Here is a 16258-nt window from a genome sequence, read left to right as displayed (position 1 = left end):
CGGCGGCTTCAAGGACGGCCAGGTGCTGAATTCGGTGTTCTACGACAACGGCGTCAGCGGCATCGACATCAAGAGCCTGTACAAGTCCAGCTCGGATTTCAACGCCAGCAAGCAGAACCACAACATCCGCATTTCGGGCAGCGAGTTCATCGACAGCCCCAACGGCGTTGTTGTCACCGTGCTCAACCCCAACGGCCTGCTGAACAAGAGCAACGCGCATCTGATGCCGCATGACATCAAGGTCAGCGACTCGATCTTCGAGAACAACACCTCGCAGGGCGGGCGCGCGTTCCTGATCAAGGACGGCTATGACATCACCTGGGAGGGGATTTCCCTGCTCGGCAAGGTCAACGAGATGCGCTTCCTGGGCGCCGAAGCCCCCACCCCTCCCTCGGGCACCAACCTGGGCGGTGACATTGAAACCACCGGCGCGCCGCGCAAGCTGTCCGTCAGCGAGCTGTGGTCCGGTTCCACCGGCCCGGTTGCAGGCGGCGAGAGCGATGGCGGATCCGGCGGCAGCACTGAACCTGCGCCCGCGCCGGAGCCCGCGCCTGAGCCTGCGCCGGAACCCGAGCCGCAGCCCAAGCCGGCCCCGGAGGAAGACACTTCCGCTCCGGCCGGCAGCGGCGAGATGCTGTTCCAGCGGTCGGGCGCGATGGAGTTCGACGGAACCGCCGCCAAGGTGATCGAGGTGGCGCCGTCCGCCGCCACAAATGCCCAATCCGCAACGGTGTCCTTTGCGTTCAACGCGGATAAGGTCAGCGGCAGCCAGGGGCTTGTGTCCAAGGACGCCCGCGGCAGCACCGTGAACGACGGGCATTTCACCTCCTACATCAAGGACGGCACATTGCACGTCCGCTACCAGGAAGGGTCAGCCTCCAAGACGCTGAAGATGGACGGCATCGAGGCGCACACGGACTATGACGTGCGCACCAGCTTCGGCGACGGCCAGGTGTCCCTGTGGGTCAACGATGTGCTGGCCGACAGTGCTGCCTTCAAGGTGGACTGGATGGACAACAAGGAATACCTGCAGATCGGCGCAAACGGCTGGGCCAGCAAGTCCGGCGAGGCCGGCTTCGTGGCGGCCTTTGACGGCACCATCTCGGACGTCGGGATCACCGAAGGCTTCAACACCGCGGCGGCAGTCTCCGGTGCGGACGGCGGTGAAACCGGCACCGGCAGCACGGATACGGACAGCAGCACCTCTGCGGCACCCGAAACCGGCACGGACTCTTCCGTGGAAGACACGGGCAGCCAGCAGACGGACACCACCCTGCCGGCGCTTGCGGACATCTTCGAGCTGGATGGCCCGATGGAGTTCAACGGCAGCAAGAGCTCGGTGCTGGAGTTTGCCCCGGACCAGGCGCTGCAGGCGGAGGCCGGCAACATCGCCTTCACCTTCAATGCCGACACGGTCAGCGGCCGCCAGGGGCTGGTCTCGAAAGATGCCTATGGCGCCGATGTCAATGACGGGCACTTCACCAGCTACATCAGCAACGGCAAGCTGTTCGTGCGGTTCCAGGAAGGCGATGCGTCGGAAACCTTCGAAGTCGCCGGCATCGAGGCGGACACCGATTATTCGGTCAGCGCCAGCTTCGGCGGCGGCAAGGTTGCGCTGCGGCTGAACGGCGAGCTGGCCGGAGAGGCGGACTTTGAGTTCGACTGGCTGGACAACGCGGAGCACCTGCAGGTCGGCGCCAACGGCTGGGCCAGCAAATCGGGCGAAGCGGGCTTCACCGATGCCTTTGACGGCACCATCAGCGATTTTGCCATTGCCACCGGCAGCGCGGCGCTGAGCGACGACTTCCTGCTCGTCTGAAAACAATGCGGTGCAGGGCCAGTCCCTGCACCGCAGCTGCCGGCAGGCAGCAGATAAAAGGCCGGGGCGGCACGGGCCCGGCGGCGTTATTTCTCCGCAAACCCCGGCGGGCCTCTAGCTTCGCATGCAATGCCGGAATAACAGTATGCCATATGCCCCAGGCTCAAGGTCCAGCATGGCGATTCCTTCGTTCTTTATTTCGGTTTGCGCAATGTGGATTTCCGCATTTGCCTTATGGTTGCTTTTTGATTTTTACTTTCTTCCTGCGATTGCAATAGGCTTTCTGATTGCTATTTCCCTGTTTTTTGCCGCGCTTTTTTTGGGCAGAATTATATCAATAAAATCAGCGCCTTCCCGCGGCCGCACCCGCATTCCGGGATGGTTTAACTAAAACGGCGCCATATAAAAATCCGCACCTGTTTTTCAGCGTATATTCCTAAAATTTTATCTTGGCAGAACGGCGGCCGGACGGCATACTTGTACAGCGGTCTGCTTGCAGTGTGTTCCAAAGGCCGCATGTGAGGGGTCTGGGGGGACTGATTTTCACAGAATTCAATGCCCATCCCGCCTGTTTTTCAAGGCTGGATTTTTTGTTTAGGGCAGCCGGTTTCTGTGCCCTCCCTGTGTGGGTTTAATAGACGGTTACCAGTTCAATGAAAAATGGTGTTATGTTAAAGAGCGCCGCCAAGCGGTATTACTATCCCGGCGGAGAGAGGGAAAATCTTTCAGGTGCGTTAGCCCGTGCAGGGAAGTGGCGGGCTTATCTGATTTCCAAACGGGCTGCAGACATTCTGATCAGCCTGGCGTCCTTGCCGCTGCTGCTTGGAATTTGCTGTGTTCTGCTGTGCCTGAACCCCTTCCGTAACCCGGGGTCCCTGTTTTTCCTGCAGCAGCGCTGCGGCCGGAACAGGCAGGGGTTCACAATGATCAAATTCCGCACCATGACCCGCAGCGGCGCAGGCCGCCGGGGGGCGGATGATCCCCTGGAAACATCCCGCATCACCCCCCTGGGGCACTGGATGCGCGACACCAAGCTGGATGAGCTGCCGCAGATCCTGAACGTCCTGATGGGGCAGATGAGCCTGATCGGCCCGAGACCCGAAATCATCTCCTTTGCCGAAACCTACCGGCAGGCCATTCCCGGATACGGCATCCGCGAGACGGTCAAGCCGGGCATGAGCGGCTATGCGCAAGTCACCCAGGGCTACACGGATTGCATCGAAATGGCCCGGAAGAAACTTGATCTGGATGCCTATTATGTCCGCAACATGGGGTGGCGGCTGGATCTTTTCGTATTAGTTGCAACAATCAAGATCGTGTTTGGATGGCCGCCGCGCCTGTAACGAAAGCAGTCTTGTGCATTGTGATTTGGTATTGGTTTCAGGGAAGCTGAGCGGGGCGGCCATGGCGCGCCCGGCCAGCGTCTTTCAGAAAACAGGGCGGCCGCGGCCGCCGCGTGCTCCCGGCAATTCCGTTCCGCGCCGGAGGCACAATTCCAAATACAATTCAAAACCTTGCCGGAGACCGTCATGAAAAGCCTGACTCTGGCCGTGCGCCTGCTGACCCCGGCAGAGCGCAAAACGGCAATGCTTATCATGCCGCTCATTATCCTCAGCGGATTTGCCGACATGGTGGGCGTTGCAATGATCTTCCCCTTTCTCAAGGTGCTCGGCGAACCCGGGCTCATTCAGTCAAACAGCTACTTGTCATACGTTTACACAAGCGGCGGCTTTGGCAGCGCCGATGAGTTCATCTTTGTGCTGGGCATCGTGTTCTTTGTCATGCTCATCGCCACCGCGGGGCTGAAGATCCTGACCGTCTATGTCGCCAACCGCTGGCTGGAAGGGCGGATTCACAGCCTGTCGAAACGCCTGCTGACGGCCTATCTGAAGCAGCCCTACCCGTTCATGCTGCAACGCAACAGCAGCGAGCTGGTGGCGAATATGCTGTCGGAGACGGCCCGCATCGTCTCGCAGGTCTTCCGGGCGTTTTCAGAGTTCGTGGTCTCGGCCGTGACATTGTTCTTCCTGGTGGCGCTGCTGCTGGTGATCAACCCGTCGGTCACGCTGCTGGCGATGGGGACATTCTCCGCACTTTACGCGGTGCTGCTGCTGTCCGTGCGCCGGATCTCAAGCCGCCTCGGCCAGACGATCCTGAGCACCAACCGCAAACGGCACCGGCTGGCAATGGAGGCGCTGATCGGCGGCAAACAGGTCCGGCTGCTGAACCGGGAGCGGAACCTGGTCGAACGGTATTCGGTGCCGTCGTCCGGCTATGCCAATGCGAATGCGCTGTCCAACACCGTCCGGATGGCGCCGCGCCACATCATCGAAGCCGTCGCGATCGGCGGCACTGTGCTGCTGACCCTGTTTCTGTCCGCCCGCAGCGGCGGCACCGGCAGCGCCGCGATGGCCGATATGCTGCCGACGCTCGGGGTCTTTGTCCTGGCGCTTCACCGCATGATGCCGGCCTTTCAGCGCGGCTATAACGCCTCTGTGTCCCTGCGGCTGAGCAGCGCCTCCGCGAACTCCATCCTGGATGATTTCAAGAGCGCGGAAGATCTGCCGCCGCTGCCCGGCGCGGTTGGCCCCATGCGCTTCCGGGAGAGCATCGAGTTCAAGGATGTGTGCTTCCGCTATCCCGGCGCGGAGGAAGACAGCCTGAAAAACGTGACCTTCACGATTGCAGCGGGCATGTCCGTGGGGATTGTCGGCCGGACCGGGGCCGGCAAGACAACCCTGATGGATCTGATCCTGGGGCTGCTGGAACCGGACCGCGGCGAGATCCGGATTGACGGCCGCAAGCTGTCGCACGGCGAAATCCGCTCCTGGCGCGCAAATGTCGGCTATGTCCAGCAGGACATCTACCTGAGCGATGCCACGGTGGCGCAGAACATCGCCTTCGGCGTTCCCGACGCGGATATCGACACCGGGAAACTGCAGGCCGCGGCGCGCATGGCGCAGATCGAGGACTTCATCCTCAACGAGCTGCCCGACGGCTATGAAACCTTTGTCGGCGAGCGTGGCGTGCGGCTGTCCGGCGGCCAGCGGCAGCGCCTGAGCATAGCCCGCGCCCTTTACCCCGGACCGGACGTCATCGTGTTCGACGAGGCGACCAGCGCCCTCGACAACGCCACCGAGGCGCAGGTGATGGCGGAGATTTCCAAGCTGGCGGGCTCGCAGACGCTGATCATGGTGGCCCACCGGCACACGACCGTGCGGGACTGCGATATCATCCTGACGCTGGAGAACGGCGCGCTGACATCCATCGCCGATTACGACAGCCTGTTCGGGACCGGCGATCACATCACCGTTGCAGCCGGGGGGTGATCCGATGGGCCTAGCCAAAAACCGGGCAGGCCCGAACCGGGCGGGCCAAAACCGGGCGGGCCAGGACAGGTCAGGCCAAGACAGGACAGGCCAAGGCGGGGCAGGGCTGCGGCGGCCGGGAGACGGCCGATGATACGCGTGGCGTTCGGATCGGTGCCGAAAGACAGCGGAACCTTCACCTTCTACCGCAACATGCGGCCTGCGCTGCTGGAGCATGGCATCGACCTGCGCTGCGTCGCGGCGGGCCGCGATCAGGCCAGCCTGACCGACCCGGCGTTTGCCGATGAGGGATGCGTGCTGCTGGCGAAAAGAAGCTCCAGCCTGAAAACACAGGCCCGCGCGTTTGCTGACTGGTGCGCGGCCGAACAGATCGGCGCGGTGTTCGGCGTCAACTCCCCCGCCATCCTGAGCGCCCTGCCGCATCTTCCTGCACATGTGCGGGCTCTGGCCCGCTGCGCCAACGGGTTCGAGGAAGGCTACCGGCTGACCCTGATCGGCCAGGAGCGGCTGGCGCGGATCGTGGCGCTGACGCCGCGGCTGCAAGAGGACCTGATAACCGGCTATGGCGTCCGCCCTGACAAGATTGCCCTGATCCCCAACGGGGTGCCGCCGGAACGGTTCGCCGCGGCGGCGCGGGCGGTGCGGGGCAGGGGCGACGCCCTGAGACTGGGCTTCCTTGGCAGGCTGGAGCACCGGCAGAAGGGGGTGATGCACCTGCCTGCCATTCTGCGCCAGCTGGAAGACGCCGGGGTGCCGTTCCAGCTGCGGATCGCAGGGCAGGGCAAGGACGAGGCGGACCTGCGCCGGGCGCTTGCCGGGCTGGCGGACCCGGGCGCCGTGAGTTTCCTCGGCAGCCTGCCCCCCGGGGACATCCCGGGGTTTCTGGAAGAGACCGATGTCTTTCTGTTCCCGTCGCATTTCGAAGGCTGCCCGAACGCCTTGCTGGAGGCGATGGCGGCCGGCGCTGTCCCGGTTGCCTGGCGGCTGCCGGGCATCACCGATTTCCTGATCGATACAGGCCAAACCGGGTTCCTGGCGGAGACCGGCGGCACTGCGGAGTTTGCCAGGCATATCGAACGCCTGGCCCGGGACCGGGCGCAGCTGCAGGCGATGAGCCGGGCGGTGTCGGCGGCGGCCCGCAGCCGGTTTTCGCGCGAAACATGCGTGCGCGCCTATGCCGGGCTCTTTGAGACGGTGATGTCGGAACCGCCGCCGGACTGGCAGCCGGTGCCCTGGGGCCGCTTTGAGGCGCCTGCGCTGTTCCGGCAGCACCCCCTGGCCCGGATCCTGCCCGCCAAGCAGCGCAAGGCGCTGCGCGGCAGCCTCAGCAGGCTGCGGCGGCGGCCGCCGTCCGCAGCGGCGCCGGACCCGGCGGCGCGGCCGCGGGTGTTTCAGATCATCAACAGCATCGACATGAAACGCGGCGGCGCCGAGCGGATGGCCCGCAGCCTGCACGGCCAGCTGCAGTCGGAAGGGATCGAGGCGCATCTGGTCTCGCTGGAGGGCTTCGGCGAGGGCGGCGTGCCGGAAGGGGCGGTGTCGCTTGGGGTGAGCAGCCCCTATGATCCGCGCGCCTTCAGCCGGCTCGCGGCCTATGCCAGGCGGCACATCCGCCCCAGCGACGTCGTGCATGCGCATCTGTTTCCCGCCAGCCTGTACCTGTCGCTCCTGGTGCGGGCCGGCGTGGTGGGCGCGCCGGTGCTTTTCACCGAGCACAGCACCTCGAACAACCGCAGGTCCAGCCTGTTCGGGCGGGCAATCGACAGGCAGGTCTACGGCGCCTTCAAGCAGATCATTGCAATCAGCCAGGGGGTCAGCACCGAGCTGAGGAAGGCACGCCCCTGGGTCAAGGGGGTCACGGTGATCCCCAATGGCTGCCGGCTGTTCTTTGACAGACCCATCCGGCGCGCGCCTGAAACGGAGCCTTTGACCCTGCTGTCGGTCGGCCGCCTGACCCCGGCCAAGAACTATGGCGCGGCCCTGGAGGCGCTGGCACAGCTGATGCCCTGCAACCTGCGCTATGTGATTGCCGGCGACGGGCCTGAGCTTGAGGCGCTGCGCAGGACCGCCGCGCGGCTTGGCGTCTCCGAAGCGGTGGAGTTTGCGGGATATGTGCCGGACATCCGGGCGCTGCTGCAGGAAGCGGACATCTTCCTGATCCCCTCCTTGTGGGAAGGCTTCGGGCTGGCGGCGGTGGAAGGCATGAACGCGGCGCTGCCTGTCATTGCCTCCGATGTTGCGGGCCTGCGCGAGGTTGTCGGCCCGGACGGGCAGGCCGCCCTGCTGGTCGATCCGGCGCAGCCTGCCGGTATTGCGGCCGCCATCCGCCGCCTGGCTGCATCCCCGGATTTGCGCAGGCAGCTGGGGCAGAACGGTTTTGAGCGCTCGCAGGCCTTCAAAATCGAGGACTTCGTGAGCGCCCATCTGAATTTGTATGCAAAAGTGAGGCACGGCTATGGCCTATAGACCTCACCAGATAACCCCGGGCATCGGCCTGTTCGCGGTCTTCGTGTTTGTCCTCGTTGCGGTGCCCAAGCTGAATGTCAAGCTGGGCCCGGTGCCTGTCTACATGATCGACCTGCTGATCCTGATGCTGATCCTGAAGGCGCAGAGCCTGCCTGCGGTCCGGGGGCGCCGGATGTTTTCCACGACCGTCAAGGTGATCCTGTCTCTGGCGCTCGCCAGCGAAGTGATCGGGGTTCTGACCTTCGGCACCTTGCAGGATTCCCTGTATATCTCCATCCGCACCTGCCTGGCCTTCAGCGTGTTCTTCCTCACCGGCCTGATGGTGCGGACGCCGCAGGATGTGTCCGTGATCTTGCGCGCAGCAGTGCTGGGGATGCTGGTCACCGCGTCCCTGATGATCCTCACGTCGCTGCCGATGACGCGGGTGCTGGTTGTGGACCTGGTGTTTTCGAGCAAGTTCCTTGAGCCCGCCGCGGAAGGCGTGGGCGCGAATTACAGCGCCGGAGACAGTGGTGTCCGCGGCCGGACCCTGGTCGGGGTCTCGATCCTGGGCGCCTCATTCATCAATGCGTGCTGGCCGCTTGCGGCGCTGCTGCTGCGCTGGCCGTGGCGGCTGGGGCCGGTCTGGCGGGGCATCACGCTGACCGCCTGCCTGCTGGCGCCGATGGGGGTTGTGATGAGCTATTCCCGCGGGCCGATCCTGGGCAGCCTGCTCATCCTGCTGATGGTGCTGCTCTACGGGTTCAAATATGTGCGCCGGGGGATTTTGCTTCCGGTCGCGGTCAGCGCCACCGTCGTTCTGGCCGTGGGCATTTCCTCCCAGCTCTTTTTCTTCGACCGCCTGTCCAACCGCAGCCAGGCGATCCTGGAAAACCCGTTCCAGGACGAGCGCGAAAGCGAGCGCATCCTGGCCTATATCGAGCCGTTCCAGCACATTGCGGAGAAGCCGCAGTTCCTGCTGCTGGGGCAGGGGATCACCGTCAGGTATTCGGACACCCGGGCGGTCCCCGAGCAGGCCGGCAAGGCAACCCATGCCGCATTTGCGATGGCCTATTACAGCTATGGGATGCTGGCCGCGCTTCTCTACGGCTCCCTGATGCTGCAGGCGCTTCGCGCCGCCGGGCAGTTCGCCAGGCGCAAAGGCTCCTTTGCCGGATTGCTGTCGCAATCGCTGCTGCTGTCGGTGGTCGCCCTGCTGCCGTGGGTTGCGTTCGGGCATGCTCCGGTCTCGACGCCGCGCGGCGCAATGCTTTTCTTCCTGATCATTGGACTTATTTCGTCTCTTGCGAACTTTTTCGAAGTCCCGCGGCAGGTCAAATCAGCGAAACGGAGGTCTCATGCCCAGCATCGTGCTCCTGCTTTCAGATAAGCGTTCTGGCTCGACCATGTTCCAGGATGAAATCTGCCGCCATCCTGACGTTCAGACCGTGCCCTATTCGCCGCATTCCAATCTGGAGACCCATTGGTGGCTGACGGCCGCGGTGCTGCTGCGGCGCCCGGACCGGCTGTTCAGCTCGGGGCGGGCCTACGGCGGCTATGGCAGCCGGGCGAATGCGCGCGCCTATATGATTGATCTGCTGGCGCGGTGCGTGCCGGATTTCCAGCCGCCCGCAGACGACCGGGCGCTTGTCTTTGAGGGCTGGGAAGCCCTGTGCCAAGCCTATGCGCGCCCGGTGTTCTTTGAAAAATCGCCGCAGTTCCTTGCCCACTGGGCGGCGCTCAGCCTGATCCTGGAATGGATGCAGACCACCAGGTTTGACGTGAAGATCGTGGCCATGGTCCGCAACCCGCACGGCACGATGTATTCCGCCGCCGCGCTGTTCGGCACGGACCCGGGCAAGCGGCAATACGGCTGGCTGGAAATCTGCCGCAACCTGCTGGCGTTTGAACAGATGCTGCCCGAAGGCAGGCTGCTGACGGTCCGCTACGAGGATCTGGTGCAAGCGCCTGCTGACGGCTTTGCCGCAATCTGCCGGTTCATCGGCATAGAGCCCGACCCCCGGGCCGGCTCCGGCACCCATGCGAAATCCTCTGAAAAATGGAAGCAGGACAGCAGCTATACCCTGCAGCTTGATCCCGCGGTTCAGCAGATCGCCCGGCGCTTCGGCTACAGCAGCGCAGATCTGGCCAATCCGCAGCCCGCCGGTGCAGGCGCGCCGCTGAAAGCCCCCAAGCGCCGGTCGCCCCGGCTGCGCGTCAACCGGCTCAGGGACAGGTTCGTGCAGCCGGCCCTGCTGCGCCTGCGCAGGGCCTTGGGCCGGAAACCGGCAAAAGACGAGTCACTTAGGAACCCAGGTGTGGAGTCATAATGAGTATTAACAAACAGGTATTGGTCACAGGCGGCGCTGGTTTCATCGGGTCTCATCTGATCGACCGGCTGATCGCGGACGGCACCGACGTCTTGTGCGTCGACAATTTTTACACCGGAACAAAACCGAACATCTATCACCTGAAGAACAACGTGCATTTCGAGCTGATACGCCACGATGTCACGTTCCCGCTTTATGTCGAGGTGGACGCGATCTTCAATCTCGCCTGCCCGGCCTCGCCGGTCCATTACCAGCACGACCCGATCCAGACCACGAAAACCAGCGTGCATGGCGCCATCAACCTGCTGGGGCTGGCCAAGCGCCTCAAGTGCCCGATCCTGCAGGCCTCCACCAGCGAAGTCTACGGCGACCCCAAGGTGAACCCGCAGCGGGAGGACTACTGGGGCAATGTCAATCCGATCGGCCCGCGGTCCTGCTATGACGAGGGCAAGCGCTGCGCGGAGACGCTGTTCTTCGACTACCACCGGCAGACCGGGCTGGATGTCAAAGTGGCGCGCATCTTCAACACCTACGGCCCCAGAATGCATCCCAATGACGGGCGCGTGGTGTCGAATTTCATCGTGCAGGCCCTGAAAGGCGAGCCGATCACGCTGTTCGGCGACGGGATGCAGACCCGGTCGTTCTGCTATGTCAGCGACCTTGTCGAAGCGATTGTCCGCTTCATGGCGGCAGGCCCCGGCTGCCATGGCCCGATGAACCTGGGCAACCCGGTCGAGATCACCATCCGCGAGCTGGCGGAGCGGATCGTGGAGATGACCGGCTCGCAGTCCGAGATCGTCTACCGGCCGCTGCCGCAGGATGATCCGATGCAGCGCCGCCCGGATATTTCGCTGGCCAAGCGCGAGCTGGACTGGGCGCCTGCGGTTCCGCTGGAAGAAGGGCTGAGCAAGACCATCAGCTATTTTGACGGCCTGCTGTCCGGACCGGACGCCGGATTGGCCCAGGCGGCCCGATGAGCCCGTTCGAGCGCGCCCCCGCCACCCTGGGCGTTGTGGCCATCAGCTACAACGAGGAAGAGGACCTGCCCGGGTTTCTGGCCAACCTGATCGGCTGGGTCGATGAGATCATCATTGTGGATGACGGCTCGACCGACCGCACCGAAGAGATCTGCGCGGCGGCGGGCGGCAACGTCCGGTTTCTCCGGTCGCCGCGCAAGCCCGGCGAATATTACAGCGATCAGCGCAACAAGGGCATCGACGCCGCCGCCAGCGACTGGCTGCTGCATATGGATATCGACGAACGGGTCTCCCGCGAGCTGGCCGGCGAGATCCGCGACGCGATCCGGAATGAGCAGATGGACGGCTACCGCTTCCGGCGCCTCAATCATTTCATGCACCGGCCGATGCATGGCGGCGGCTGGCAGGACTGGAACCTGATCCACCTGGCCCGGCGCGACTTGTTCCGCTTCGGCGGCATGTTCCACGAGACCTGCCACCTGGATGCGCCCGCGCAACGGGTGGGCCAGCTCAGCGGCAAGATGATCCACTTCAACGAGCATAATTTCGAAAAGCGCCTGAAGAAGAGCTCCACCTATCTGGAGGAGACCGTCAAGCACGTCGAGGAGAGCAAACGGCAGATCCGCGGCTGGCAGATCCTTTGGGCGCCGGTCAAGGAGTTCCTGAAGAAATACTTTTACAAGAAGGGGTTTCTCGATGGCACGCCGGGGCTGATTTCGGCGCTGCACTCGGCAACGGCGGTGTTCCGCGCCTATGCGCTGGTGTGGGACCGGCAGAACCGCATTTCGCGGGCGGAACTGGAGCGGCAGGTGTCCTGGGCGGCGGCGGACCGCAATGGCTGATGCGCCGCCAAAGGTCTCGGTGGTGGTGCCCACGTATAACCGGGGGCACCTGATTTGCGCGGCGCTGGACAGCGTGCAGGTGCAGACCTTCCGCGACCTGGAAATCATTGTCATAGACGACGGGTCGGAGGATGACACCGCGGCGCGGGTCAGCGCCTGGGCAAAGACGGTGCCGCTGCCGGTGGTTTACGAAAAACAGCCGAACGCGGGCGGCAATGCGGCCCGCAACCGCGGCATAGACAGGGCGCGCGGCCAGTTTGTTGCCTTTCTGGACAGCGACGACCTGTGGCATCCGCAAAAGATCGAAAAGCAGATGGCGCGGCTGGCAGCGCGGCCGGAGTTCGGGGCGGTCTACTGCGGCTTGCGGGAAACCGATGCCGAAAGCGGCCGGGTGATCGCGCAGCCGCGCCATGCCTACCCGGAAGGCGACCTGCTGAACGCCTTGCTGGTCAGCGATGTGACGGCGCCGACCTCGGCCTATACCGCCCGCCGGCGGCTGCTGATGGAGGCCGGCAAATTCGATCTTGAGCTTGCCGCCCGGCAGGACTGGGACATGTGGATACGCCTTGCCCGGCTGGCCCCGATCGGCTGTGTTCCGGAGGTTCTGGTGGATCTGCGCCAGCATTCGGGGCCGCGGACGGTTTCGGATCCGGCGCGGGAGCTGCGCGCGCACAAGCGGATCCTGGACAAATACGCGCCGCTGCGGCGCCGCCGCGCCTGGTGGCTGCCGCTGGCGGCCCGGGCCGGCTTTCACCGCCGCACCGGGCGGGTGCAGTTCCATTACCTGGGCCGGCGCGGGACCGCCATCCGCCACTATCTGATTGCCATCGCACTGTGGCCGTTTGCGGCGGATTCCTGGGCCGCCCTGCTGGGCGCGTTTCTGCCCGCGGGGATCCGCGGCCGGCTCCGGCGCCGCTGGAACAGCGTATTCGGGAGGACATTTCTTGCAATCCGCAACCATTGAACGCGCAGGCATGATCCCCGGGCAGGGGCTGCGGGTGGCCTGTTTCGCCAATCAGTTCGGCGACCGGCAGGGGCATGGGCTGGCCCGCTACGCGCGGGAGCTGCTGGAGGCGCTGCGGAGCGCGGGCGGGCCCGAGATCATCCCCGTTGCCGGATGGTCGGGGCTGGAGCCGGAAGCGCTTGCCGCGCGCCAGCAGGAAACCGGGCTGCAGCTCACAGGGCTTGGCCGCCGCGGCACCTCGCTGCTCTGGACGTTTCTCGGGCGCCCGTCCCTGGAGGCCTGCCTGGACGCGCCGGTCGATGTGGTCCACGCCGTCTCGCTCGGCTACCCGGTGGCCACGAAAAAGCCCCTGGTGGTGACAATTCACGACCTGGGCCCTTTGATCCGCCCGGACTATTTCCGCAACACCCGCCCTTGGGTCATGCAGCGCAGCCTCGATCAGGCGGTGCGGCAGGCAGATGTCATTGCCTGCGTGTCGCAATACACCGCCGACACCGTCCGGGAGTATGCAGGCCCCGGGGTCGAGGCGCGGCTGCGGGTTGTGCTGGAAGGCGTTTCGGAGGCGTTTTTCACCCCGGCGGACCCGGCGCTGCTGCACCGGTTTGCCTTGCCGCCCGGTGTCCCGTTCATCCTGTCCGCTGGCGCCGCCAGCCCGCGCAAGAACCTGGCCGGCCTGCTGCGGGCGATGACGGTTCTGGGCAGCAGCATCCCGCACCATCTGGTGCTGGCCGGCGGCGCAGGCTGGGACAGCGGGGAAATCGCCCAAGCGCTTGCCGCACCGGCGCTGCGCAACCGCGTGCACCGCCTGGGCTACGTGTCCGACCCGGAACTGCGGGCGCTGTACCAGGCGGCGGATCTTTACGTGCACCCGTCGCTGTTCGAAGGCTTCGGCCTGCCGGTTCTTGAAGCCATGGCCAGCGGCACCCCCGTGGTCGCCTCGGACCGGACCTCGCTGCCCGAGGTGGCGGGCCAGGCCGGATGCCTCTGCGATGCCGCGGACCCCGAGGCGCTGGCCGCTGCCATCCTGCGGGTGTGCGGCTCCGAAGACCTGCGCGCCCGCATGGCGGCGCAGGGCAGGCGCCGGGCCCGGCAATTCAGCTGGTCAAGCTGCGCCCGCGCCATGGCCGGAATTTACAGTGATGCAGTATCATGAGGTGCGAAATCCCATGAAGCTGGTTGTGACCGTCAATTCCTCCTTCAACGTCGTGAACTTCCGCTCCGGCCTTCTGCGGGCGCTGATGGCGGCCGGCCACGAGATCACCGTGCTGGCGCCGCGCGACGATTACACCGATGCCATTCTCAGCGACATCGGCTGCAGGTATGTGGAGCTGAAAATGGACCGCCGCGGCACCTCGCCGGTGCGGGAGGCCGGCTGCCTCAGGGCGATGATCGGGCATATCCGGGCTTTGCGGCCTGACGCCATCCTCAGCTATACGATCAAGAACAACCTCTATGCGGGGCTGGCGGCGCGCCTGACCGGGACGCCGATCATCCCGAATGTAACCGGTTTGGGGTCTGTGTTTTCCGGCAAGGGCCCCTTGGCGGCTTTTGCGGCCCGGGTGTACCGCCATGCCTTCCGGGCCGCTCCCATTGTCTTTTTCCAGAACCTCGAAGATCAGGAGCAGTTTCTGCGGGCCGGGCTGGTTGCGTCCGGAACCGCGCGGATCCTGCCCGGGTCGGGGGTCGACCTGGCGCGGTTCACCGCCTCCCCGGTGCCCGGGCGCCCGGAGGCGCCTGTCTTCCTGCTGGTTGCCCGGCTGCTTTGGGAGAAGGGTATCGGGGAATACGCCGAAGCGGCGCGGCAGGTGCGCGAGGTCTTTCCCAAGGCTGTTTTCAGGCTGGCCGGCGGTCTTGAAACGCCGGGCCCGGCAGCAGTTCCCAAGGCGGTGCTGTCGCAATGGGAGGAGGAGGGGATCATCGAATACCTCGGCCGCCAGCGCGACATCCGCCCGGTTCTTGCGCAGGCAACCTGCGTGGTTATGCCCAGCTATTACCGCGAGGGGACGCCGCGCGCGCTCCTGGAAGCCGGGGCCTGCGGACGGCCGGTCATCACCACGGATACAGCCGGATGCCGCACAGTGGTGATCGACGGGGAAAGCGGCTTTCTGGTGGCGCCGCGCGACAGTCTTGATCTTGGGCGGGCAATGCTGCGCGTTGCCGCGGCGCCGCAGGATACCCTGCAGAAAATGGGCGCTGCCGGCCGCGCGCTTGTCGAACGGCAATTTGACGAGAAAATCGTGATCCGCGCCTATACGGAGGCAATCTCGGAAATCGCGGGCAAGCCGGACCAGCCAGGCCGGCTCTGACCGGCAGCCTGACCCGCAGCGCTGCGGCGCTGGCAAAGGATGGCGGCTGCGCTGCGAAGGCATGGCTTCCGCAGCGCAGGAAAATCGTGGCCCGCCCGGATCTGCTTGCGCAGATTCAAAGCCGCCGGACGGGCAGGCCTGATGACGGGCGCGTCAGAACAGGAAGTCGTCCGCCCCGAGTTCCGAAACCTGGAGCCCCTGCAGCAGGATGGTGCCTTCCCCGGTGTCAATCAGCGCGCTGCCGCCCTGGCTGCTGATTTCCAGATCGCTGTAGCTGTTTGCGCCTTGGCCCAGCCCGCTCAGGTCGATCACGTCGGTTCCGGAGGTGAAATCCAGAACCGTGTCCTGGCCGTGGCCCGCGGTGAACACAAATGTGTCGCTGCCGCCGCCGCCTGTGATCTGGTCGTCGCCGTTGCCGCCATCCAGAAGGTCCTTGCCGCCGCCGCCCTTCAGGACGTCGGAGTTGCCGCCGCCATAGACGGTGTCTGCTCCGCCGCCGCCAAAGACCTTGTCCTTGCCGCCGCCGCCGTCGACGGTATCCTCGTCCTTGCCGCCTCTGAGCCGGTCCCTGCTGCCGTAGCCAGCCAGCATGTCCTGGCCCTCGAGCCCCTTGATAATATCCGTCTCTGCCGTGCCGTGCAGGGTATTGTCCTGCGCGTTGCCGGTCACCAGGTTGGGGTCGCCATCCGGCGCAGGTTCAGGCGAAGGTTCAGGCTCGGGTGTTGTGCTGCCGCCGGATCCGCCATCGCTTTCGCCGCCTGCAACCGGGCCGGTGGAACCGGACCACAGCTCGCTGACGGACAGCTTGCGCGGCGCGCCGGTGGTCTCGATGTCGCCGCCCAGGTTGGTGCCCGAGGGGGGCGTGGGGGCTTCGGCGCCCAGGAAGCGCATCTCGTTGACCTTGCCGAGCAGGGAAATCCCCTCCCAGCTGATGTCATAGCCGTCCTTGATCAGGAAAGCGCGCCCGCCCTGCGAGGTGTTGTTCTCGAAGATCGAGTCGCTGACCTTGATGTCATGCGGCATCAGATGCGCGTTGCTCTTGTTCAGCAGGCCGTTGGGGTTGAGCACGGTCACAACAACCCCGTTGGGGCTGTCGATGAACTCGCTGCCGGAGATGCGGATGTTGTGGTTCTGCTTGCTGGCGTTGAAATCCGAACTGGATTTATACAGGCTCTTGATGTCGATGCCGCTGACGCCGTTGTCGTAGAACACCGAATTCAGCACCTGGCCGTCCTTGAAGCCGCCC

General features: G+C 64.8%; 12 protein-coding genes and 1 pseudogene. 12 read left to right on the top strand and 1 reads right to left on the bottom strand.

All coding sequences use genetic code 11. From position 1 onward, the window contains the following. From ACTRWG_RS21020 to ACTRWG_RS20965, 12 genes and pseudogenes are all read left to right on the top strand, one after another. A pseudogene (locus ACTRWG_RS21020) lies at positions 1-1819 on the top strand (hypothetical protein); the annotation flags it as partial. Positions 1820-1994: 175 nt separating this feature from the next. After that, positions 1995-2210, top strand: a complete 216-nt coding sequence (locus tag ACTRWG_RS21015; RefSeq protein WP_462829900.1) for a hypothetical protein — start codon at positions 1995-1997, stop codon at positions 2208-2210. Between the two features lie 262 nt (positions 2211-2472). Further along, on the top strand, positions 2473-3162 hold the full coding sequence (locus tag ACTRWG_RS21010; protein WP_311199222.1) for a sugar transferase: 690 nt from the start codon (positions 2473-2475) through the stop codon (positions 3160-3162). 186 nt (positions 3163-3348) lie between these two features. Further along, positions 3349-5148, top strand: coding sequence for an ABC transporter ATP-binding protein (locus ACTRWG_RS21005; protein ID WP_259969833.1), 1800 nt, complete (start codon positions 3349-3351; stop codon positions 5146-5148). A gap of 129 nt (positions 5149-5277) precedes the next feature. After that, complete coding sequence (locus ACTRWG_RS21000; protein WP_462829899.1) at positions 5278-7614, top strand: glycosyltransferase; 2337 nt, start codon at positions 5278-5280, stop codon at positions 7612-7614. Then, positions 7604-8983 (top strand): O-antigen ligase family protein, encoded by a 1380-nt coding sequence (locus tag ACTRWG_RS20995; protein WP_462829898.1) that lies wholly within the window; start codon positions 7604-7606, stop codon positions 8981-8983. Before ACTRWG_RS21000 ends, ACTRWG_RS20995 begins: the two co-directional genes overlap by 11 nt. Continuing rightward, the gene (locus ACTRWG_RS20990; RefSeq protein WP_462829897.1) at positions 8952-9923 is read left to right on the top strand and encodes a sulfotransferase family protein; all 972 of its coding nucleotides are present in this window, start codon (positions 8952-8954) and stop codon (positions 9921-9923) included. The genes ACTRWG_RS20995 and ACTRWG_RS20990 overlap by 32 nt, the downstream gene beginning before the upstream one ends. After that, on the top strand, positions 9923-10900 hold the full coding sequence (locus tag ACTRWG_RS20985; protein WP_259959507.1) for a UDP-glucuronic acid decarboxylase family protein: 978 nt from the start codon (positions 9923-9925) through the stop codon (positions 10898-10900). Before ACTRWG_RS20990 ends, ACTRWG_RS20985 begins: the two co-directional genes overlap by 1 nt. Continuing rightward, on the top strand, positions 10897-11742 hold the full coding sequence (locus tag ACTRWG_RS20980) for a glycosyltransferase family 2 protein (RefSeq protein ID WP_259959508.1): 846 nt from the start codon (positions 10897-10899) through the stop codon (positions 11740-11742). The genes ACTRWG_RS20985 and ACTRWG_RS20980 overlap by 4 nt, the downstream gene beginning before the upstream one ends. Continuing rightward, positions 11735-12706, top strand: coding sequence for a glycosyltransferase family 2 protein (locus ACTRWG_RS20975; protein ID WP_462829896.1), 972 nt, complete (start codon positions 11735-11737; stop codon positions 12704-12706). The genes ACTRWG_RS20980 and ACTRWG_RS20975 overlap by 8 nt, the downstream gene beginning before the upstream one ends. Then, positions 12687-13859 carry a glycosyltransferase family 4 protein gene (locus ACTRWG_RS20970; RefSeq protein WP_259959510.1) on the top strand — a complete coding sequence of 391 codons (1173 nt, stop codon included), beginning with the start codon at positions 12687-12689 and terminating at the stop codon, positions 13857-13859. The genes ACTRWG_RS20975 and ACTRWG_RS20970 overlap by 20 nt, the downstream gene beginning before the upstream one ends. A gap of 13 nt (positions 13860-13872) precedes the next feature. Next, complete coding sequence (locus ACTRWG_RS20965; RefSeq protein ID WP_462829895.1) at positions 13873-15012, top strand: glycosyltransferase family 4 protein; 1140 nt, start codon at positions 13873-13875, stop codon at positions 15010-15012. Between the two features lie 153 nt (positions 15013-15165). Here the strand turns inward: ACTRWG_RS20965 and ACTRWG_RS20960 are convergent. Continuing rightward, positions 15166-16258 (bottom strand): calcium-binding protein (locus ACTRWG_RS20960; protein WP_462829894.1); only part of this gene is annotated, 1093 nt, incomplete at its 5' end.

Source organism: Leisingera sp. G5_S3_59_S7 (assembly GCF_054968485.1).
The sequence above is the reverse complement of the archived record's forward strand: the minus strand, read 5'-3'. Positions and strand labels throughout refer to the sequence as shown.